Source organism: Corallococcus terminator, assembly GCF_049194865.1.
GTDB lineage: Bacteria > Myxococcota > Myxococcia > Myxococcales > Myxococcaceae > Myxococcus > Myxococcus terminator_A.
This window is the reverse complement of sequence record NZ_JBLZWL010000082.1, coordinates 1-19,887: the sequence shown is the minus strand read 5'-3', so window position 1 is coordinate 19,887 and position 19,887 is coordinate 1. Positions and strand designations below refer to the sequence as shown.

The 19,887-nt window shown below is 66.0% G+C and carries 15 protein-coding genes; 9 read left to right on the top strand and 6 right to left on the bottom strand.

All coding sequences use genetic code 11. The features are described 5' to 3' along the window. The first annotated feature begins 122 nt into the window (after positions 1-122). Both ACN469_RS25660 and ACN469_RS25655 read left to right on the top strand, forming a co-directional pair. Positions 123-1,880: an alpha-keto acid decarboxylase family protein gene (locus tag ACN469_RS25660; RefSeq protein ID WP_498771719.1), complete on the top strand. Its 1,758-nt coding sequence runs from the start codon at positions 123-125 to the stop codon at positions 1,878-1,880. Between the two features lie 263 nt (positions 1,881-2,143). Further along, entirely contained in the window at positions 2,144-2,743 is a 600-nt protein-coding gene (locus tag ACN469_RS25655; protein ID WP_498771717.1) for a hypothetical protein, read from the top strand. A 10-nt stretch (positions 2,744-2,753) separates the two neighbouring features. Here ACN469_RS25655 and ACN469_RS25650 read toward each other — a convergent pair whose 3' ends face one another. Both ACN469_RS25650 and ACN469_RS25645 read right to left on the bottom strand, forming a co-directional pair. Next, positions 2,754-3,440, bottom strand: a complete 687-nt coding sequence (locus ACN469_RS25650; RefSeq protein ID WP_498771715.1) for a helix-turn-helix domain-containing protein — start codon at positions 3,438-3,440, stop codon at positions 2,754-2,756. 171 nt (positions 3,441-3,611) lie between these two features. Continuing rightward, entirely contained in the window at positions 3,612-4,229 is a 618-nt protein-coding gene (locus ACN469_RS25645; protein WP_498771713.1) for a hypothetical protein, read from the bottom strand. 233 nt (positions 4,230-4,462) lie between these two features. Between ACN469_RS25645 and ACN469_RS25640 the strand changes: the two genes are divergently transcribed. Continuing rightward, complete coding sequence (locus tag ACN469_RS25640) at positions 4,463-5,554, top strand: hypothetical protein (protein ID WP_498771711.1); 1,092 nt, start codon at positions 4,463-4,465, stop codon at positions 5,552-5,554. 67 nt (positions 5,555-5,621) lie between these two features. On the opposite strand, the gene ACN469_RS25635 is transcribed toward ACN469_RS25640, so the two are convergent. Then, positions 5,622-6,938, bottom strand: coding sequence for a hypothetical protein (locus ACN469_RS25635; RefSeq protein ID WP_498771709.1), 1,317 nt, complete (start codon positions 6,936-6,938; stop codon positions 5,622-5,624). Between the two features lie 97 nt (positions 6,939-7,035). After that, on the bottom strand, positions 7,036-7,785 hold the full coding sequence (locus tag ACN469_RS25630; RefSeq protein WP_498771707.1) for an SDR family NAD(P)-dependent oxidoreductase: 750 nt from the start codon (positions 7,783-7,785) through the stop codon (positions 7,036-7,038). Positions 7,786-7,991: 206 nt separating this feature from the next. On the opposite strand from ACN469_RS25630, the gene ACN469_RS25625 reads away from it, so the two are divergent. Continuing rightward, entirely contained in the window at positions 7,992-8,576 is a 585-nt protein-coding gene (locus ACN469_RS25625; RefSeq protein ID WP_498771705.1) for a TetR/AcrR family transcriptional regulator, read from the top strand. 80 nt (positions 8,577-8,656) lie between these two features. Here the strand turns inward: ACN469_RS25625 and ACN469_RS25620 are convergent, their stop codons facing one another. After that, positions 8,657-9,757 carry an alkene reductase gene (locus tag ACN469_RS25620; RefSeq protein ID WP_498771703.1) on the bottom strand — a complete coding sequence of 367 codons (1,101 nt, stop codon included), beginning with the start codon at positions 9,755-9,757 and terminating at the stop codon, positions 8,657-8,659. A gap of 318 nt (positions 9,758-10,075) precedes the next feature. Here ACN469_RS25620 and ACN469_RS25615 point away from each other — a divergent pair, with 318 nt between their 5' ends. The 5 genes from ACN469_RS25615 (at position 10,076) to ACN469_RS25595 (ending at position 18,756) form a co-directional block, all read left to right on the top strand. Beyond that, entirely contained in the window at positions 10,076-13,384 is a 3,309-nt protein-coding gene (locus tag ACN469_RS25615) for an RCC1 domain-containing protein (RefSeq protein WP_498771701.1), read from the top strand. 297 nt (positions 13,385-13,681) lie between these two features. After that, positions 13,682-14,392 carry a hypothetical protein gene (locus ACN469_RS25610; RefSeq protein WP_498771699.1) on the top strand — a complete coding sequence of 237 codons (711 nt, stop codon included), beginning with the start codon at positions 13,682-13,684 and terminating at the stop codon, positions 14,390-14,392. Positions 14,393-15,403: 1,011 nt separating this feature from the next. Further along, positions 15,404-17,197 (top strand): SAVED domain-containing protein, encoded by a 1,794-nt coding sequence (locus ACN469_RS25605; protein ID WP_498771697.1) that lies wholly within the window; start codon positions 15,404-15,406, stop codon positions 17,195-17,197. Between the two features lie 37 nt (positions 17,198-17,234). Then, the gene (locus tag ACN469_RS25600; protein WP_498771695.1) at positions 17,235-18,185 is read left to right on the top strand and encodes a nucleotidyltransferase domain-containing protein; all 951 of its coding nucleotides are present in this window, start codon (positions 17,235-17,237) and stop codon (positions 18,183-18,185) included. Positions 18,186-18,297: 112 nt separating this feature from the next. Continuing rightward, complete coding sequence (locus ACN469_RS25595; RefSeq protein ID WP_498771693.1) at positions 18,298-18,756, top strand: SMI1/KNR4 family protein; 459 nt, start codon at positions 18,298-18,300, stop codon at positions 18,754-18,756. A gap of 42 nt (positions 18,757-18,798) precedes the next feature. Here ACN469_RS25595 and ACN469_RS25590 read toward each other — a convergent pair. Beyond that, the coding region (locus ACN469_RS25590; RefSeq protein ID WP_498771691.1) for an FtsX-like permease family protein at positions 18,799-19,887 on the bottom strand (1,089 nt) is incomplete at its 5' end.

Below are 19,887 nucleotides of genomic sequence, written 5' to 3'. Positions count from 1 at the left end.
GACCCTGTGCTTTCCAGGAGTGGCCGCTCGAACTGGTGTGAAGCCGACAGGCAAAGGGGAGCAGGGTCTCCTCGGATTGAACTTGGGATGACCCGGTGCCTCCATCGCGCGGGGGAGTCGCCGTGAACCGTCCATTCGTGAAGTCCCAAGAAGCGTCCATCTCGGTGGGAGACTATCTGCTGGCCCGCTTGCAGGAGCTGGGCATCGGCCATGTCTTCGGAGTTCCGGGGGACTTGAACCTGGGGCTGCTCGAACAGTTGCTCAAGCAAGCGGAGCCGCGGTGGGTGGGGTGCTGCAACGAACTCAATGCCGCCTATGCCGCGGACGGGTATGCCCGACTGAGAGGCGTTGCCGCGCTGATGACCACTTATGGCGTGGGGGAGCTGAGCGCCCTCAATGGAATCGCCGGCGCCTATGCCGAGCGCGTACCCGTGGTGGCCATCACGGGCTCCCCGCCGCTGTCCCATCGCCGGAGGCGCTCCGTGTTCCACCACAGCCTGGGCGACGGGGACTTCGGCAACACGCTGGCGAGCATGACGCCCTTCACCGTGGCGCAGGCGGCGCTGACGCAGGCGAATGCGCCCCAGGAGATAGACCGGGTGCTGCGCACGTGTCTTCAGGAGCGGCGGCCGGTGTACCTCCAGCTTCCCGTCGACGTGACGTTTCAGCGCGTCCCCGCTCCCAAGGAGCCCTTGGCGCAGGACGTCTCCGCGAGCGACCCGGACAGTCTGCGGCTGCTCCTGGAGGAGCTGGTGCCTCGGCTGCGAGGGGCTCGGCGTTGCGCGCTGTTGGTGGACCACGACATCCACAGCTTCGGCCTCGCGCCCCAGGTGCTGGCGCTGGCGGAGGCGGCCCGGTTGCCCATCGCCTTGCTCAACTCCGCCCGGTGCTCCATCGATGAGGAGCATCCGGCGTTCCTGGGCTTCTATGGCGGGAAGCTCTCCGACCCGTATGTGCGGGACTGGGTGGATGGCGCCGACTGCGTGGTGGGTCTGGGCACGTGCTTCACGGACCTCAACACGCACTCCTTCACCGAGCGCCTGGAGCCGTCCCGGCTGGTGGACCTCCAGCTCTTCAGCGCAGCGCTGGGGCAGGGCACGCAGGGGGGACCGCCGTCCCTCTACAGCGGCCTGGTGTTGAAGGAGGTGCTGGAGGCGCTGACGGAGGCGCTGGGCTCGCGTGCGGCACAGTCCTTCGTGCCCCGCTCCGCGCGGCTCCAGGCCATGGCCAAGGCGCCCGCGTCCGCGCCCAAGGCCGGGACGCCGCTGACCCACGCGCAGCTCTGGCCCGCGCTGGGAGGCCTGCTGGAGCCGGACGACGTCCTCGTCATCGAGACGGGCAGCCCCTCGGCGGGGTTTTCGTCCACGCAGCTCCCCAAGGGCGCGAGCTGGGTGGCCCAGCCGCTGTGGCTCTCCATCGGCTACACGCTGCCGGCGCTGCTGGGCACCAGTCTGGCGGCTCCGGAGCGGCGCCACCTGCTCTTCATCGGCGATGGCTCCTTCCTCATGACGGCGCAGGAGCTCTCCACGCTGCTGCACCTGAAGCTCAAGCCCCTCATCTTCCTCATCAACAACGCGGGCTACACCGTCGAGCGACTCATCGTCGGGCCGGAGTCCGTCTACAACGACATCCCGAAGTGGAGCTACCCGGTCGTGTGTGAGGCACTGGGCGCTTCGGGTCAGGCCCTCACGCTGCTCATCGAGAAGTCGGAGCAGTTGGCACCCGTGCTCGCCGAGGCGGTCCGTGCCCAGCGCGATGGGCAGTTGGTGTTCGTCGAAGTCCGGCTGGCCCGGCTGGATGCCCCCGCGGGCATGGCCCAGGTAGGAGCCTCCGTGTATTCTTTGTACTACCGAGACGAGAGCGGGCTGCCTCGCTTCTGACCCTTGAAGTCATACGGCCAACCGCTTCGACTGTCTGGTGAAGGACAGGCGAGGTGGCATCCCGAAGGGAACGGTCGCCTCCGCGCTCGCGGACGCACGTCCGTCAGCATTGCCAACACCTCCGCCAAGGTAGGCCCCGCATCCGCTGCGTCGGAGGAAACCGCCGACTCGCACTCCGGACCCATGAACTTCCGAGTGGCGACGCGCCATCTATCCGCCGCGGTCTCAAGTCGTACGAACAAACACCGACCCGAGGTACTCCCATGATGGACGCCAACTCTCAGATGCCGATGAACTCCAATCACACCACGCCGATGATGGGCATGGGCATGCCGATGCACTCGAATCACGCCATGCCGATGATGGGCATGGGCATGAGCCCGATGATGGGCATGGGCATGCCGATGCACTCGAATCACGCCATGCCGATGATGGGCATGGGCATGAACCCGATGATGGGCATGAATCCCATGATGGGGATGAACCCCATGATGATGGGCATGGGCATGAACCCGATGATGGGCATGAACCCCATGATGATGGGCATGGGCATGAACCCGATGATGGGCATGAACCCCATGATGACGGGGATGAACCCCATGATGATGGGCATGGGCATGAACCCGATGATGATGGGCATGAACCCCATGATGACGGGGATGCGTCCGATGGCGCCGATGCCGGTCCGGATGACCTGTGAGATGGGCAAGGACGGGATGATCTGTAAGATGATGCCCATGGACGGGCAGGACATGGCGATGATGAAGGACTGCTGCGACGCCATGACCTCCATGATGGCCATGGGTGCGCCGATGATGATGATGTGTAACGGCGTGCCGATGATGATGGCGAAGGTCCGGTAGCAGCCGGGCTTCAGCCCACCGCTTCCGCGTAGGTCATCACCAGGTACATGAGCAGCTCGTCCGCCCCCACATTCCGGTAGACGTGGGGGCGGTCGGCCTCGAAGAGGATGGCATCACCCTGCGTCAGCAGGTGGCGCTCGGCGCCTGCCTCCAACTCCAGAGTGCCTCGCGTGACGACGAGGTTCTCCATCGTGCCTGGAGGATGTGGCTCGGCGTTCTCCACGCTCCGGGCCTTGAGCATCAGCTCATAGAACTCCACCCGCCGTGGCTCATCGAACGGGAAGAGGGCCCGGGACACGAAGCCCCCATCATGCGAGCTGAGGTGCTTGGCCTGCTGCGCCCGCATCACCCGCGTCCCAGCGCTCCCCGTCATGCTCATGAGGGCGGAGAACGGTACGTCCAGGGCCCGGGAGATCTTCCACAGCACGTTGATGGTGGGCGCGCTCTGCCCCAGCTCAATCTGCCCCAGCATGGCCCGGCTGACGCCGGAGGCCTTCGCCAGCCGCTCCAGGGACAGGCCACGCTGGCTACGAAGGCGCCGCAGGTTCTTGCCCACCACGGGGGCAATATCCTGGTCGGAACCGGGAGGGGCCAGCTCATAGGCCCAATTCTTCTCACCCTCGGCGGGCGCGGCCTGGCGCTCCTTCGCGGGAGCCTCCGGTCCCTGCTCTTCCGTGTTTTCCCGGACCGACTTCATGCGGGGCAGGTTACTCCTCAAACCCAGACGGGCCTCCACGTCCAGCGTCGCCCGATGCGCAACAGCTGACATTGCCGGGCCCCGCGCTCCTCGTGGAGGTCCCGCGGGTCGAGGTCGTGCCCGCGGAGGGCTGCTCCGCGGGCCGTCAGGTCTCCGCCTGACTCACGAGGTTCAGCAGTTCAGGTTGATGCGGATGAAGTCCACCATGGACTCGTTCTGCATGCGGAACTGCAGCATGTCGCCCACCGCGGTGATGGGGAGCGGCATGCACAGGAAGGCGGTCTGGCCCGGGTTCCACGTCGGGGTCAGCGAGGGCGCCACGGCCGTGCTGGCGATGATGGGGAAGCTGTAGGTGCCGAAGTCCGTGTCGTGCACGGTGATGGTGTCGTTCTGGGGGGTCGTCGGGAGCGCCCGGGAATAGGCGCAGAGCGTCAGCGTACAGAACGGAGTCTGGGTGAAGCAGCTCCGAAGTCCGTGCCGCAGCGTGGCCACGGTATGGCGGTTGGAGGTGGCGTCATCCAGCGTCTTGAGCTGACTGGCTGGGATGCTGTTGGCCGCGAGGTAGGTGACGAACTCGGGCATCGCCGTGGGGGCGTAGGGCAACGGGTCCGGTCCTCCCGCGAAGTTGTCGGCCGTTCCGAAGGTGACGGACATGTTCGGGGTGCAGACGGTCTGCTCGGCCTCACCCAAGGCTCCGTCATCGAGGGTGGGCTCCTCGGCGGAACCACAGGCAGTCAGAGCGAAAGGCAGCAGTCCCAGGGCGAGCAGCGTGGAAGCGGAACGGGGCATGGAGGGTCCTCCGGGTCGAGTAGGTACGGCGGCTGTGAAGCCGTGCAGGGCGGTGCTGTCGGCATGGCCTGCTCGGCCCACCAGTGAAGCCTGCAATAACGCGGGGAGTGAGTCCACGACGTGGTGCATGGGCTGCTCTTCGGCTGCTCCATGCGGCAGGATGCCGACGTGGTCGTCACGTCCAAGGACTCCTGATGAAGCGTCTTACCGTACGTCTCGCGCTGTTCCCTCTCATGGCCACGCTGCTCGCGGGAGGTGCCCAGGCGGCCGACCTGAAGGTGACGACACTCACGGTCATCCCCAAGCCGGATGCGGAGCAACCCTTTCCGCGAGATGTCATCGAGATGCCGTTCATCACCCACGACAGGCCGGAGCTGGCCGCCAACATCAACGACCGCCTGTTCATCGCTCGGTTCAAGGCGCTGGCGCCAGTCAAGGCGGAGCCGCGACTGCCCGCTGACGAATTCGACCTGGCGGGTCTGGCCGGGCAGACCTTCAAGGTGTCGCGCAACGATGCGCGGCTGCTCACGATTCAGTTCAATGCCGAGGGCTGCGGCGCCTACTGCGAGACGTACAGCGTGGCCTACAGCTTTGACACACAGACGGGTCGCCTGCTCCAGCCGCAAGACTTGTTCACGCGTGCCGGCGTGCAGGCACTGGCCGTGCGCATGCGGAAGGAAAAACAGCGCCTCTACCGTGAACAGATTGCACAGCGTAAAAAGGAGCTGAAGACGGCACGTAAGCAGAAGGCCGAGAGCGAAACGATTGACGACTTGGAGGAGCGCATCGCGTTCAACAGCGAGTGTCTGGCTGGCCAGGAGGGCGATGCGGACGATGCGCTCGTCAAGACCTTCATCGATGAGCGCTGGGAGTTCAAGGCGGAGGACGCCCGTTGGACCTCGGAGCGCTGCAGCAACCACGCGTCGCGCGCGCTCGATGACGTGGGCAATGTCAGTCTGTCACTGCCGTATGCCTCCCTGCGTCCGCACCTGACGGCCTACGGCAAGAGCGTGCTGCTGGGTGAAGGTAAACCGGTGGCAGGCGGTGTCTCGGGTCAGGTGCTGCGCGGGCGTCTCGGTAAGCAGCCCGTCGTCATGGTGCTGGAGAAGCAGTCCGACAACTCGGTCTCCGGTGTGTACTTCTACGAGAAGTACCGCAAGCCGATTGAGCTGGGCGGCCAGGAGGAGGGCGGGAAGTTCGACCTGGAGGAACGCGATGCGGACGGCAACCCGGTGGCGCGTCTGCAACTGGAGGTCGGCAAGAATGGCCTGCGAGGTGAGTGGCAGGGCAAGCAGTCCTTGCCGATGGAGCTGCGCGCACCCTGAGTCGTGCGGAGAGGGTGAAGGCCACGCCGCGGATGCGGCGTGGGGGCCATGGAGAGGCAGTTACCCGCTACTCCCGCAGCACGGTGAGGCCCGTGTCGGTCAGGACATAAAGCATGGCGGGTGCCACGGTGGGGTCGTACACGAGCTGGAGCACCTGCTTTCCAGTGACGGAATCCACGCGGGTGAGCGTCTCTCCGTCCTGCTCGATGCGCCACAGGCCCTGGTTGTCGGTGCCCACGTAGACGATGCCCCCGTCGGTGGCCGCCAGCGCCGTCACGTTGTCGGAGGGCAGGTCGATGATGCGCGTGTAGTTCGCGCTGGAGCGGTCTGTCTGCTCCATGCGCCACAGGCCGAAGTCACGGCTGCCCACCCAGGTGGCCCCCGCCTTCGTGCGAGCAATGGCGCGCCAGTGGTCGAAGGCCTCCAGGCTGTTGAGCTGTGAGTTGTGCCCCTTGTAGCTCCAGGGCACCGGGCCCTCCCAGGTGCGCTCCTTGTCGAAGTCCTCCAGCACGCCGTTCGGCTCGAGGATGCCCACCAGCCAGTCATTGGCCACCAGCACTTCACCGTCGGGCCCGATGCCGAGCCCCCAGTTGAAGCCGGCCTGGAGCGACTGGGACACACCGCCGTCCTCGCGCGGCGTCTCGCGATACCAGGCCGCGTGGCGGTGGCTGTTGTACGTGAGGCCGCGAATCAACGTCACGCCGTGGTTGGTGCCGATGTAGACATCTCCCCGGTCTCTTCCGCGCATCACCCGCTGGCAGGTGAGGACCGAGCGGTCCTCGTCGTAGTGGAAGTCATTGGTGTTGCGGATGCCCAGCTCCTGCTTCCCTCCGGACACCCCCGCGCTGCGCCACAGGTGCTCTTCCAACTCCACCTGGCCGTCGGACCCCAGGCGCACCACGTCCAGGTCGCCCTTCTGGTACTCCGCGAAGCGCGCCGCGGAGTAGTGCGGCTCTCCCTCCACGGGGATGTACGCGTGGGGCTTGTCCGGCACCTCGGGCTGCAGCTCGTAGGTGTGGTAGCCCACGTAGGCGCGCCCCGCCTCGCCGCCGCAGATGACGGTGGAGCCGAGCGCCTTCTTGTCCCGCCCGAAGCCCTCCGCCGCCTGCCCCACGCCGCGCGTCCACGTGGGCGCCGTGTCGCCAGGACGCAGCACGCCAATCTCCGCGCCCTTCAGCAGCCAGATGTTGTGCCCCGCGTCGACGCCGATGCTCCGCACCCCGGCGCCAATGCCATACGCCGCCGCGTAGTCCTTCAACGCATCCGTGGGCCAGGGGCCCGGGCCGTCGGGTGAATCGACATCGCCCGTGTCCGAGGACTCACCACATGCGCCGAGGAACACCGCCATGCCCACCGCTGTCGCCCATCGCCACCCGTCGCGCATCCACCCCTCCCGGCATCTCGCTGCTGCCAGATACAAAGCAAGGCGTATGCCCGGCGGGGATGGGAAAATGCTTGCCCACTGTGGCGAATCCAAGGGCTCAGATTTGCGCCATGCCGCCATCAACGAACAGTTCGACGCCGTTGACGAAGCTGCTCTCATCCGAGGCGAGGAAGGACACGACCTGCGCGACTTCATCCGGGCGCCCCAGCCGGCCCAGCGGAATGCCGCTCGCCATCTGCTCCAGCATTTGCGCGCTCTGCTCCGGACCCGGCGCCAGCCCGCTGAGCCCCGGCGTGTTGATGGGGCCGGGGCTGAGGGCGTTGACGCGCAGCTTGCGGCCCTTCAAGTCGAGCACCCAGTTGCGCGCGAACGAGCGCACCGCCGCCTTCGTCGCGCTGTAGACGCTGAAGGCCGGGGTCCCCATCGTGGAGGTGGTGGAGGCGTTCAGGATGATGGAGCCCCCCTCGCGCAGGAGCGGCAGCGCCTTCTGCACGGTGAACAGGAGCCCCTTCACGTTGGAGCCGAAGGTCTTGTCGAAGTGCTCCTCGGTGATGGAGCCCAGCGGCGCGAACTCACCCCCGCCCGCATTGGCGAAGACGATGTCCAGGTGGCCCTTCTCTCGCTTCACCGTGTCGTAGAGCCGGTCCAGGTCGTCCAGGTTCGCGACGTCCCCCCGCACCCCCGTCACGTTCTTTCCAATCTGCTTCACCGCCGCGTCGAGCTCGCCCTGGCGACGCCCCGTGATGAACACGTACGCCCCCTCGTTGGCCAACCGCTGCGCCGCCGCCAGGCCAATGCCCGAGGTCCCCCCCGTGACGACCGCGACTTTTCCTGAGTGCTTGCTCATGACCTGTCTCCACTTCTTTCAAAGGAAACCGCTGGGAAGGAAACCGGTCGCCCACGGGCACGACAGGCCGCTCGCTGCTTGCGAGCACTCTCGCCGGTCGGTCATAATGATGACGACCATCATTGATTCGAGACGATGAGTAATGAGCGGCATCCAACGCGTCAAGCGGACCTGACCGCGCCCAAATGGGATGGAGGGAGTTGAGGATGCGACTCACGAAGGAGCAGGCGGGGGAGAACCGGCGGCACATCCTGGAGACCGCCGGGAGGCTCTTCCGTGAGCGCGGCTTCGACGGGGTGGGGGTGGCGGACCTGATGAAGGAAGCGGGCTTCACCCACGGCGGCTTCTACAACCACTTCGACTCGAAGGAGGCCCTGGCGGCGGAGGTCATCTCAGGCGCGCTCGGCAGCGCCAATGCCGCGCTCGCGGAGGAACTGCGGCAGTCCCGGGCCCGGGCCTGGAAGAAGTTCATCGAGCACTACCTGTCCCTGGAGCACCGCGATGACCCGGCGAGCGGGTGTACCGTCGCCGCGCTGGCGGCGGATGCGTCGCGGCAGGGCGCGGAGGTGAAGGCGAGCTTCACCTGTGGGATCGAAGAGGTGCTCGGCATCATCACGGACCACCTGGCCACGACGACGCCCGACACGCCGCCCGCCGCCCGGCGCGAGCAGGCCGTCCGGCTCTGGAGCGAGGTGGTGGGCGCGGTGGTGCTCGCGCGCGCGGTCGCCGAGTCCAACCCGCGCCTCTCCAAGGAGATCCTCGACACGAGCCGCCGCAGGCTGCTCGGCTGAAGCGCGCCTCACGGCTCGGCTTCGACGGTGGAGGGGCCACGGCGCCTTCGCGCGAGGCCCCTCCAGGTGAGCCGCCCAGGTCAGAGGGTGGGGTAGTCGATGTAGCCCTTGGCGCCACCGCCGTAGAGCGTCGTCTTGTCGAGCCGGGCCAGGGGCGCGTTCTCGCGCAACCGGCGGACGAGGTCTGGATTGGAGATGTACAAGCGGCCGAAGGAGATGAGGTCCGCTCCCGCCTCGACGGCCTTGAGCGCGAGCTCTCCGTCGTAGCCGTTGTTGACCATCCACGCCGCCTTTCCACCCGCGTCGCGGTACGCCTTCTTCAGCGCGACGTAGTCGAACGGGCGGTCCTCCAGCTCACGCGGGCCCCCGGTGGCGCCCTCGATGATGTGGACGTAGGCGAGGCCGAGCTTCGCCAGCTCGCGCACGACGTACTCGAAGAGCGGCTGCGGGTCGGCGTCGAACGCGTCGTTGGCGGTGGTGACGGGCGACAGGCGGACGCCCGTGCGTCCGGCTCCCACGGCGTCAATCACCGCGCGCGTGACTTCCAGCAACAGGCGGGCCCGGTTCTCGATGCTTCCGCCGTAGTCGTCCGTGCGCTGGTTGGAGCCTGTCTTGAGGAACTGGTCGAGCAGGTAGCCGTTGGCGCCATGAAGCTCGACCCCATCGAAGCCAGAGACCTCCATGGCGTCGCGCGCGGCGCGGGCGTAGTCACGAATGATGCCGGGCAGCTCCGTGGCCTCCAACGCGCGAGGCGTGGAGGTCGGCTCGAACGTGGGGACGCCGTCCCTGAACAGCACGGTCCGGGTGTTGGCGACGATGGCCGAGGGAGCCACGGGCGCCCGGTTGCCCGGCTGAAGCTCCGTGTGGGAGACGCGCCCCACATGCCACAGCTGGGTGACGATGCGGCCTCCGGCCTCGTGCACGGCGGTCGTGACTTTCTTCCACGCGGCGAGCTGCTCGGGGGCGTACAGGCCGGGCACGTCGGCGTAGCCCTGCGCCTGGTGGCTGATGGCGGTGGCCTCGCTGATGAGCAGCCCGGCGGAGGCGCGCTGGGCGTAGTAGGTCGCGGCGATGTCCGGGGGGATGGCCTGGGGCGAGCGGTTGCGCGTCAGCGGCGCCATGACGATGCGGTTGGCGAGGCGCAGGTCGCCCGCGGTGAGGGGGTCGAAGAGGGTGGGCATGTCGGTGTCGTGAGGTGAGGGGGAGAAAGGAGCGCAACGTAACGACCCGCGTTTTCCTCCACCACACGGTTCACCCGGACGCACCCACGGCCGGGCAGGCTGGCCGAGGCCCCCACCTGTCGACGAGCCCCCTCCCGCGCTCCGACCGGCCTGGAGGTCTCCATTGACCTGGCGGTTGGATGCAAGCGAGACACAGGTCTCAGCCAGCCCCCGAGACGTCATTCACTCACGCGGGCGTCGTGAAAGACATTCGGGGTCTTGTTCTTTGTCGTCACGAGTGCTTGGTTCCCGGGGTTGTTTGAAAAGGGGGACTCACTCATGAATCGTGGCACGAGCCAGATGTCTGGCATCGCGGCGTGGTGCGGGTTGCTGTGCGCGCTGTTGTTGGGGGGATGCTCAGGCAATACGTTGGAGGAGACGACACCGGAGCCCGGCACCGCGCGCGCCGCGGAAGGCTACTCCCGCCAGGGAACGGTGCTGGCGGGGCGCAATCACTCCCTGGCCCTGCGCTCGGATGGGACGGTGTGGTCCTGGGGTGGCAATACCTTTGGACAGCTGGGCAATGGCACCACGCGCCCGCGTCCGTTCCCCGTGAGGGTGTGGCGCTTGTTCGACATCCGCGCGCTCGGGGCGGGTGAGATGCATTCGCTGGCGCTGAAGTCGGATGGAACGGTGTGGTCCTGGGGCCAGAACCTGAACGGACAGCTCGGCGATGGGAGCACGACGTCGCGTCCGGTGCCCGTGCCGGTGCCTGGACTGACGAATGCCGTGGCCATCGCCGCGGGCTTCTCCCACTCCCTGGTGTTGAAGTCGGACGGGACGGTGTGGGCGTGGGGCAACAACGCGACGGGGCAACTGGGGGACGGGACGACGACGCGACGGGTGTCCCCGGTGCAGGTGCAAGGCCTGTCCGGAGTGATGGCCATCTCCGCGGGCAATGTCCACTCACTGGCGCTGACCGCCGATGGGCGCGTGTGGTCCTGGGGTGGCAACGCGGATGGGCAATTGGGAACGGGAGACCTCACGGGCCGTCTCTTGCCGGCGGTGCTCCCGGGCCTGACGGGCCTGACGTCGGTGTCGGGTGGAGGCTCGCACACGGTGGCGCTCCGAGTGGATGGCACGGTGTGGACCTGGGGCAAGAACGACGAAGGGCAGCTCGGCCTGGGGTCCACTGCCGTGACGCTCGTCCCCACGCAGGTTCCGGCGTTGAGCGGTGTCGAGGCGGTGGTGGGAGGCGGGCAGCACACCGTGGCGCTGAAGGGCGATGGGACGGTGTGGGCGTGGGGGAGCAACGGGAGGTCGCAGCTGGGTGATGGGACCATGCTCCAACGGCTGTCTCCGGTGCAGGTGCCAGGGCTCACGCAGGTCCGGGGCGTGTCGGCGGGCGGCGGACAGCACTCGGTGGCCATCAAGGCGAGTGGAGAGGTCTGGGCCTGGGGCTCGAACAGCGACGGGCAGGTGGGCGACGGGACGTATCTGATGAAGTCGATGCCCGTGGCGACGCGCGCGTGGCTCGAACGCGTCGAAGCCTCGGGAGGGCAGAGCCACTCCCTGGCGGTGAAGGCGGATGGCGCTGCCTGGTCCTGGGGCGGCAATCAGTATGGGCAGCTGGGCGATGGGACGACCGTGCCGCGCTGGTCTCCGTTCAGGGTCACGCTCCCGGGAGCATCCCTGGTGGGCTCGGTCGCCGCCGGAGGACTGCACTCGATGGTCCTCAGGGAAGACGGCACGGTGTGGGCCTGGGGCTACAACGGCTACGGCTCTATCGGAGATGGGACGACGACCGCGCGAGTATTCCCGGTCCAGGTACAAGGCGGGCTGGTGGCCACGGCCGTGGCCACTGGATTCCGTCATTCGCTGGCGTTGAAGGCGGATGGCACGGTGTGGGCCTGGGGCTCGAACTCCATCGGCCAACTGGGAGATGGGACGGGCCTCAATCGGACCGTGCCCACCCGCGTCCCGGGGTTGTTGGGTGTCGTCTCGCTCGCCGCGGGCGAGGCGCATTCGCTGGCCTTGAAGTCCGACGGCACGGTCTGGACATGGGGCCACAACAGTCCGTTCTGGATGGAGCTGGACCCCGAGGAGCCGGTGGCGCCGGGGCTCCTGTCTCCGATGCAGGTGCTGGGGCTCTCGGACGTGGTGGGTGTCTCGGGTGGCAACAGCCACTCCCTGGCGCTGAAGGCGGATGGGACGGTCTGGGCCTGGGGCAACAACGATTTCGGGCAACTGGGGGATGGCACCGTCGCTTCGCGGATGACGCCTGCTCCGGTGGCAGGGCTCTCGGGGGTGGTCGCCGTGTCAGCGAATGGGATGTACTCCACGGCGCTGAAGGCGGATGGGACGGTGTGGACCTGGGGATACAACGGCTCCGGCCAACTGGGAGGGGGCAGTGGGCCAGCGCGGTCGCTGCCTTCGCAGCTTCCAGGCCTGTCCAATGTCCGGGCCCTGGTGGCGGGCGGGAGTCATGCGCTGGTGGTGAAGGACGACGGGACGCTGTGGTCCTGGGGGCACAACTACTACGGACAGATTGGTGATGGGGTGACCGACCGGAAGGCGAGCCCCGTTCCCTCGTTGATTCTCCGCTCACGTGGAGTGGCCGCGGCCACCCAGGTCGCGCTGGGGCTGACTCCGGATGGCAAGGTCCAGGCCTGGGGCATGAACGTCTGGGGGCAGTTGGGAGACGGGAGCACCCTCACCCGGCCGGAGCCCATCGAGGTGCCCGGGCTGACGGGGATGCTGGCGGTCTCCATGGCGTACAACCATGCGCTGGCGCTGAAGGCAGACGGAACGGCGTGGGCCTGGGGGTCCAACTCGAATGGCACGCTGGGGGATGGGACTCGGGTCCAACGCAACACTCCCGTCCAGGTGCTGTCCTCGGTCAGGTTTCTCTCCGTCTCCACGGGGTCCGCTCACAGCATGGCCCTGGCGGAGGATGGAACGGTGTGGGCCTGGGGGGGAAACATGTATGGAGAGCTCGGGGATGGGACGCAGACCCTGCGCTCCCAGCCCGTCCAGGTGGTGGGGCTGACGCAGGTGATTGCCATCGCGGCGGGGAACTCCTTTTCGCTGGCCTTGAGGGCGGACGGGACGGTGTGGGGGTGGGGAAACAATGCCTATGGCCAGTTGGGCATCAACTCCACGACAGCGCGGTCGCTGCCCGCCCAGGTGCTGGGGCTCACGGGCATCACCGCCGTGGCGGCGGGCAATGGCCATTCCCTGGCATTGAAGTCAGACGGGACGGTGTGGGCGTGGGGCAACAACGGCTACGGGAACCTGGGAGACAACACCACGGTCAACAAGCCCACGGCCGTGCAGACGAAGAATCTGGCGGGAGTGGTGTCCATCTCGGCGGGAGTGCAGCACAACCTCGCCATCACCGTGGGCGGACTGGTCTGGTCCTGGGGACGCAATGACCAGGGTCAACTGGGAGATGGCGTCCCGTCCACGTCGAAGCTGCTGCCCGCGCGAGTGAGCACGCTCGGGACCGCCGTGGCGGTCTCCGCCGGAGGAGACCATTCCCACGCCATCCTCGCGGACCGGAGCGTCTGGTCCTGGGGGGGCAGCACCTATGGACAGCTCGGCACCGGGCTTTCCATCATCCGGGCCGCTCCCGTGCAGGTCTGGTGAGGCGTGACGGTGTGCCGTTGTTCTTGAGAGGGGGCCCATGTGCCTGGTGTTTCGGTCGTGGGCCCCCCTGTATACCCGCTGGAGATGAATCCGCGCTGAGCCGGCCCGGCTCATGGGGTAGTCGTCAGCGGCCCGCACCGCTTGGTTTGCTGCGGTCCGCTACTCCCAACTGGGTTCCCTTCATTCCCATGCGTCGAGCGCGAGGCTGAGCGCAATACCTCCGTGGTGGGAGAGCGGATGCTCGACTGCTGATGTACGGTGTGCATCTGCCGTCACGGCGCTACCTGCTGGGGACCCATGTCTGAAGGAATCAAGTCTGTTGGCATTTCTGCCACCAAGACGCTCGTCAACTCCGTACTCGTTGCCCTCGTAGCGCTTGGCTCGCTCGGCCTTGGATACCGTGCGATTCGGCCAATCCCACCGACAGGCGAGGAACTGGCAATCGCTTTGGCGAAACAGAGTGTGCAAACCGGCGTCGAGGACTTTGCCTCCAGTGTCACTCGCTATCTGGGCGGCTCCGACGCGGTTCGGCTCGACAGCATGATTCAGTCGCGTCTTGGGGAACTGCGAGGCGAACTTGTGGTGAAGGGCTGGGTAGCCAAGGAAGTTGAGAACAACCTGTACATGGTCAGCTTCACTTGGGCCCATCCCGCGAATGGTGAGCGAGGGTTCTTCTTCGAGGTCGACACCAAGAACAGATTCGCCCGTCCCATCGTCCCGGATGACGAACTCGCGCTGAAATACGGCGTGCGCTCGCAGGAGGACTTTCAAAAGGAGGAGGCGGTCACACGGGACTTTATCAAGAAGAAGTTCCCAGAGGGGGCCCTCCAATATGCAAACCACACCCTGACGATCCAGGGAAAGGCAGATGGGGACTACAACCCACAGGACGTCGCCCAGGAGATTCACCGCAGTTTGAAGGGTGCATTCGAACACCGCCGGGACCAGTACCTCCAGGTCAAGATGACCAAGGGGGGCCTCGTTGGCGAACACGCCGCGAGGTACTAGTCCTCTTGGTATCGCCCCCTCTTGTGAAGTGCGACAGGCGGAGAGAAGGCAGTGTCCAGGTGCTATGTTAAACGGTCGGCAGGCAGAGTGAAGTGTTTTGCTGACGCGGAAGAGGTGAGGCCATGCCAAAGGGCGCAGTCATTACATTTGATTTGAGACCTCGAACCAGTGACGACTACAGGACTGCCTATGGTATTCTAGGGAAAGCGGGCTTCGCTATAGCAACGCCGGATATGACCGTTTTTCTCCCCAACACCACGGTCATGGGAACCATCCCTGAACAATGGACAGCGGAAGATCTGAGGGACGCTGTCATGACTACATTCAGGAATGCCGGATTGGTCCTGACCTCGATCCTCTGTGGTGTCGTCACTGAGTGGGCAGTCATGGGAGACCGAGTGGACTACAAGGCAATTGCGCCATAACGACTGGATCAACCGCCAACGAAATGAAGGCTGCGAATGTAAACATCCGCAGCTCTCTATACGAGCAGGAGACAGAGTGCGAGGACCGCGAATGAGAATGCACTCAAGGGGCCGGCTGAAAGGCGGCGCATCATTTCGTGATTCTGGCGCGCCTGACCAGACTGCGGGCCCAGAAGTTCCGAGCCACTCACCTGGCTCACATCCAGGACCAGGGTGCCCGCACGATGGGTCTATGAAATGACAGGGGAGAGGAGGTAGGGGCGGTAGGCGTCGTCGTGCCCCGCCTGAGGCGCACGCCTGGGGAGGCTGGCCTTGAAGGTCCCAGCGTGTGCCACGCGTTGACCTGTCCGCCATACTTCGCCGCTGCCCCTATCCTCGTCCAACCAGAAGAACCGCAAGGGGCTGCGCGGCCTGTCCACCGCACGGGAGCATTACTCGGGCGGCCCCGTCAGCGGCCCTCCTCGTCCCCGCTGCACCTGCCCGCCCTCTCAACAGGGCCCCCATCACCCTTATGCGAAAATAAAAGTGCGGGCTCCGCGAGGGAATGGACTCGCGGATGGCATCCATGGAGATGAGGATTCTCTCCATGCCCCCATCCAGCAACACGCCCAGCGGACTCATCCTTGTCGCCCATACCCATCAGCTCCCGATTTCGCACCGGGAGATGGTCGAGGCACTTCCAGTTGCCTACAAGAGCCTGCCTCAAATCCTCGTCGAACTGGACATGGAAGGGATTGCCGCCCAGGCACTCCGTTCTCGTGACTGGGGCGCGGCGCAGAGTGAACAGGAGAAACTGTTCCACGCGAAGCTGGAGCCCATCCGAAAGGCGAACCCCGACTACAGGGTGGTGTACTTCGGCGCCTCCCCCATTCCCCTCGCCATCCATCTCGGCTTCCTGCTCGGAACTCGGCAGAAGGTCGAGGTCATCCCCCACCACCATGTGAGTCGGACATGGGGCTGGGGCGCGAAGCCCTCGGAGCACACCGCCGTTCCCTTGCGCACGGGTCTTCCCAAGGAGCGGGACCGCACGGTGGGTGAGGCGATCATCCGCGTCTCCACCTCACATGTCGTGGATGCCTTGCTGACCCGCAGGGTGGTCAACACACCGCTCGTCGAAGTTGAACTCTCGCTGTCGCCTCCTTCCGAAGACGCCTTTGCCTGCCAGGAAGAGCTCCACGGCGTGGCCCAAGCCTTTCGAGAAGCCCTGGACAACATCGGCGACAAGTTCACGGGCGTCGAGCGAGTCCACCTGTTTGCTTCCGTCCAGCCCGGTATGGCACTCCTGCTGGGCGCGCAGATCAGCCCGACGATGCACTCTCCAGTGCAGACCTACCAGTACGCCCGGAACGCGGACAGCGGCGCGGCGAATCATGTGCGTGCAATCCTGGTGAACGCTCCACCTCCTATGACACGTCCCGAGCTGACGGCGGAGCAGGTTGCCCGGGCGCAGCTTGACCGCGAGCAGCTCGCGATGGACTTGGAGCGGATGAAGGGGCTGACGCAGTCCGTAACGGCAGAGGGATGGCGCTCTCAAGTGTTCTCGAGTGCCACGGAGTACGAGGCGTTCACCCATTCGTGGCTGCACCTCCCGACCCTGGGCGAGACTTCCCTGCTCGAAATGAGCGTGGACGTCACGACCCGAAGCGTCGAGGACAGCTTCAGGCTGGAGCCGACAGAGAATCGCTGGCAACTGGATGACCACTGGCTCGCGCGGCTCGCGGCTCGACTCCCGGATGAGGCATCGAGACATCGGGCGCTTCGGTTGCTCGTCCTCCATGAACTCGCGCACCGCGGGCGACAGATGCTGACCAGCTTCACCAGTCCGGGTATCGGCCGGTTCCCCAAGGTCTTGGAGGAGGTGGATTACCACGCGGATGTCTGGGCGATGCTGTACGAATATGCCCTGACGAGACTGCAAACCCCGCGAGACGTCTCGAATGTCAGGCTCTTCTTTCAGGACCTGGTGAACATCGCCACCAACACGATGTGGGCCTTCGATGACGAGGGGCCTCCGCCCTCCGAGATGCAGGTTCGTCGCATCAATCGGTACCTCATCTGGGCATGGCAAAGTCTCCTGCTGGGGCGAGGAGCGGGGCGCGGGCAAGCGACGAACCTGAGCACTGTCCTCTCCATCCTGGCGCATCGCCCCATCATCGAGCTGGCGGGCCCGGAGCTCCGCACCCGTGGAGAGCGCATCTTCTTTTCCCTTGAGGTGTCACCGAGCATCCCTGAGCTGGCGCTCTATCACGAGGGTCAGCTCCATCGAGTCGGCTCCCGCACCGACTTCTCCATCACCCGTCTGCTCGAACAGTTCAAGGCGCGCGAGGCCAAGGGACTGATGGATGCCCTCCGTCCGGCCTTCGAGCAGATGGTTCGCTGAAGGCGCGCGCATTCTTTCCATCCAGCAGGAGGCAGTCATGTCGATGCAGCCGTTGTTTCGCCGATTCCACGAAGCCATCCAGCTCAAACGCTTCGACGAGAACGCGGAGCTCGTCGAGAAGCGAGACCGGGTCTTGAAGAGGCTCCGGGAGAACATCCGAGGGCCCAAGGGGGAGCGCATGTCGTTCGAACCCTTCAACCAGGGCAGCTATGCCATGGGCACGGGCATCAAACCCTTGAACGGCGATTACGATATCGACGTCGGGATTGAGTTCGCCTTCAGCTACCTGGACTACAGCCCCGTCGAGGTGAAGCGCTGGGTCTACGAGGCCATCAAGACTCACACCTCACGTGTTGAATGGCGTCGTCCGTGCCTCACCGTCTATTACCAACACGAGAACGAGCCCCTCTACCATGTTGACCTGGCCATCATGGCTCAGGATCCATACACTCGAAAGGTACGACTCGCGCTCGGCAAGCAGCACTCGGCTGCGGACCAACAGAAGTGGCAGCCAGACGATCGCAAGGGCTTCATCGAGGCCATCCAGAATCATCTAACGAGCGAAAATGCCGCACAGTTCCGCCGAGTCATCCGCTACCTGAAGCGCTGGAAGGATCAGCACTTCTCGCCTCAAGGCCATGCCGCGCCCACCGGGCTGAGCCTGACGGTCGCGGCCTACAAATGGTTCCGCCCCATGGCCATCTCAAGCGAGTACAATGACCTGAGCGCGACCGCCGGCTTGGTCGAGGCCATGCTCAATGGCTTCCGCGACGCATGGAATCCGGAGACGGCCAGGAACACGCCACGGCTGTCCCTCCTCTTCCCGATGGCGCCACAGGACGATGTGTTCGAGTGGATGAGCCCCCAGCAGATGGTGGAGTTCCGTGAACGACTGCGGACCCTGGCCCAATGGCTCGAGGACGCGAGGGTCACAGGAAACACGGCGCCTCTGCGGCAGGCCTTCGGCGACCACTTCCCAATCAGGTAGCATGATGCGGCCTCACCTCCGAGTCTCGCCGCGAGCGCGCCCATCGGCTGCTCGAAGGACGTGCCGCGGCGCGGACGGAGGGACCTCGTTGAGCTTGCGGAACGTCCTCGGCATGCACATGGAACATCTGCTGGCGGAGTTCTCCCGACTCCACTTCCCACGGCCACCGGCGACGCCAACTCAGCTCGCCGCTTTCGAGGCGCGCGTGGACTGGGCGCTCGACCCAGACCTGCGGGCTTTCTATCTGCACTCCGACGGCGGGACGCTCTTCAAGCCACTACCCCATGCGAACTACTGCATCCTGTCGCTTGAGGAAATCGAGCGGGCTCGAATCGCTATCATGGGGCGCGACGAGGACAGGTACGGCGCGGCCTCGCAGTACACGCTGGTGGACATGCAGGACACGAACTTCGTCGTCCTGGACGTCGCTCAGCAACAAGAGGGGCGTTATCCCCTCTTCGATGCCTTCCACGAGACGTTCCCCGAAACGAAGCGCATCGCCTCCTCCTTCGAGGAGTTCCTCACCCGAGCCCTGCGCAGTGGTGGTCGCGCATATTGGCTGGGTGGATGACCTGGCCCACTCCCGACACGAGAGTGGGCGAACGCCAGGTACTCAGTCCGCGGACATCGCCACGCCAGGCGACACCTTCGACGCCCGGCGCGCTGGCAGCCAGCTGGCCAGTGTCACCACGGTGAGCAGGAGCAGGGGCACCGCGAGGAAGGTCAGCGGGTCCGTCGCGCTCACGTCGTACAACATCCCCTCCAACACCTGGGACAGCGCCAGCGCCAGCAGCAGTCCCACGCCCAATCCCAGCGCACACATCCGCAGCGCCTGCTTCATCACCAGCCGCACCACGTCCGCCGGCATCGCTCCCAATGCCAGCCGGATGCCCAGCTCCCGCTTGCGCTGCGCCACGCTGTACGCCATCAACCCGTAGATACCCAGCGACGCCAGCGCCACCGCCGACACCGCGAAGGCCAGGAACAACACCCGCTGGAAGTTCCGGTTCGCCACCGAGCGGTCCAGGTTCGCCTCCAGCGTCGTCGGCTTGCGCATCGACAACTGCGAGTCGAGCCGCAGCAGCTCCGCCTTCACCGCCGCCGCCACGGTCTCCATCGGCAGCTTGCTGCGCACCATCAGCGTCGTCCCCGGCCACGGCGTCTGCCCGAGCGGCGCGTAGAGCTCCGGCTCCGCCGGACTGTCCAGCGCCCGCCCCCTCATGTCTCCCACCACCCCCACCACCTCACGGTCCACCTTGTCGCCGTAGCCAATCCTGACCCGCTTGCCGAGCACCTCCTCCCCAGGGAAGAAGCGCCGCGCGAAGGACTCGTTCACCACCACCACCTGCGGCGCCGTCAACGTGTCCTGCGCCGTGAAGTCCCGCCCCCGCTTCAACTGAATCCCCAGCGTCGCGAAGGCCCCGTCGCTCATCGCGCGATAGGCGGTGTCCTGCCGCCCATCTGGCCCCGTGGGCCGACCTGGGATTTCCAACGTCAGGCCAATGCCGCCCCCCGTCACCACGCCCGGCGTCACATGCGCCGCCGCCTCCACCCCCGCCTGCGCGCGCACCCGCTCCAACAAGCGCGGGTAGAACAGCGCCATCGCCTCGCTCGTGTAGCGCGCCGCCGGAAGGTTGTACCGCAGCAGCGTCACGTTCTCGGTCCGATAGCCCGGGTCCACCGAGGCCAACCGCTGCGCGCT

Bases quoted from the DNA above. Each gene is read 5' to 3' on its own strand.
- ACN469_RS25625 (WP_498771705.1), top strand. From the start codon at position 7,992: ATGCGACTCACGAAGGAGCAGGCGGGGGAGAACCGGCGGCACATCCTG.
- ACN469_RS25635 (WP_498771709.1), bottom strand. From the start codon at position 6,938: ATGCGCGACGGGTGGCGATGGGCGACAGCGGTGGGCATGGCGGTGTTC.
- ACN469_RS25610 (WP_498771699.1), top strand. From the start codon at position 13,682: ATGTCTGAAGGAATCAAGTCTGTTGGCATTTCTGCCACCAAGACGCTC.
- ACN469_RS25600 (WP_498771695.1), top strand. From the start codon at position 17,235: ATGTCGATGCAGCCGTTGTTTCGCCGATTCCACGAAGCCATCCAGCTC.
- ACN469_RS25655 (WP_498771717.1), top strand. From the start codon at position 2,144: ATGATGGACGCCAACTCTCAGATGCCGATGAACTCCAATCACACCACG.
- ACN469_RS25605 (WP_498771697.1), top strand. From the start codon at position 15,404: ATGCCCCCATCCAGCAACACGCCCAGCGGACTCATCCTTGTCGCCCAT.
- ACN469_RS25645 (WP_498771713.1), bottom strand. From the start codon at position 4,229: ATGCCCCGTTCCGCTTCCACGCTGCTCGCCCTGGGACTGCTGCCTTTC.
- ACN469_RS25640 (WP_498771711.1), top strand. From the start codon at position 4,463: ATGGCCACGCTGCTCGCGGGAGGTGCCCAGGCGGCCGACCTGAAGGTG.
- ACN469_RS25615 (WP_498771701.1), top strand. From the start codon at position 10,076: ATGAATCGTGGCACGAGCCAGATGTCTGGCATCGCGGCGTGGTGCGGG.
- ACN469_RS25620 (WP_498771703.1), bottom strand. From the start codon at position 9,757: ATGCCCACCCTCTTCGACCCCCTCACCGCGGGCGACCTGCGCCTCGCC.
- ACN469_RS25650 (WP_498771715.1), bottom strand. From the start codon at position 3,440: ATGAAGTCGGTCCGGGAAAACACGGAAGAGCAGGGACCGGAGGCTCCC.
- ACN469_RS25630 (WP_498771707.1), bottom strand. From the start codon at position 7,785: ATGAGCAAGCACTCAGGAAAAGTCGCGGTCGTCACGGGGGGGACCTCG.
- ACN469_RS25595 (WP_498771693.1), top strand. From the start codon at position 18,298: ATGCACATGGAACATCTGCTGGCGGAGTTCTCCCGACTCCACTTCCCA.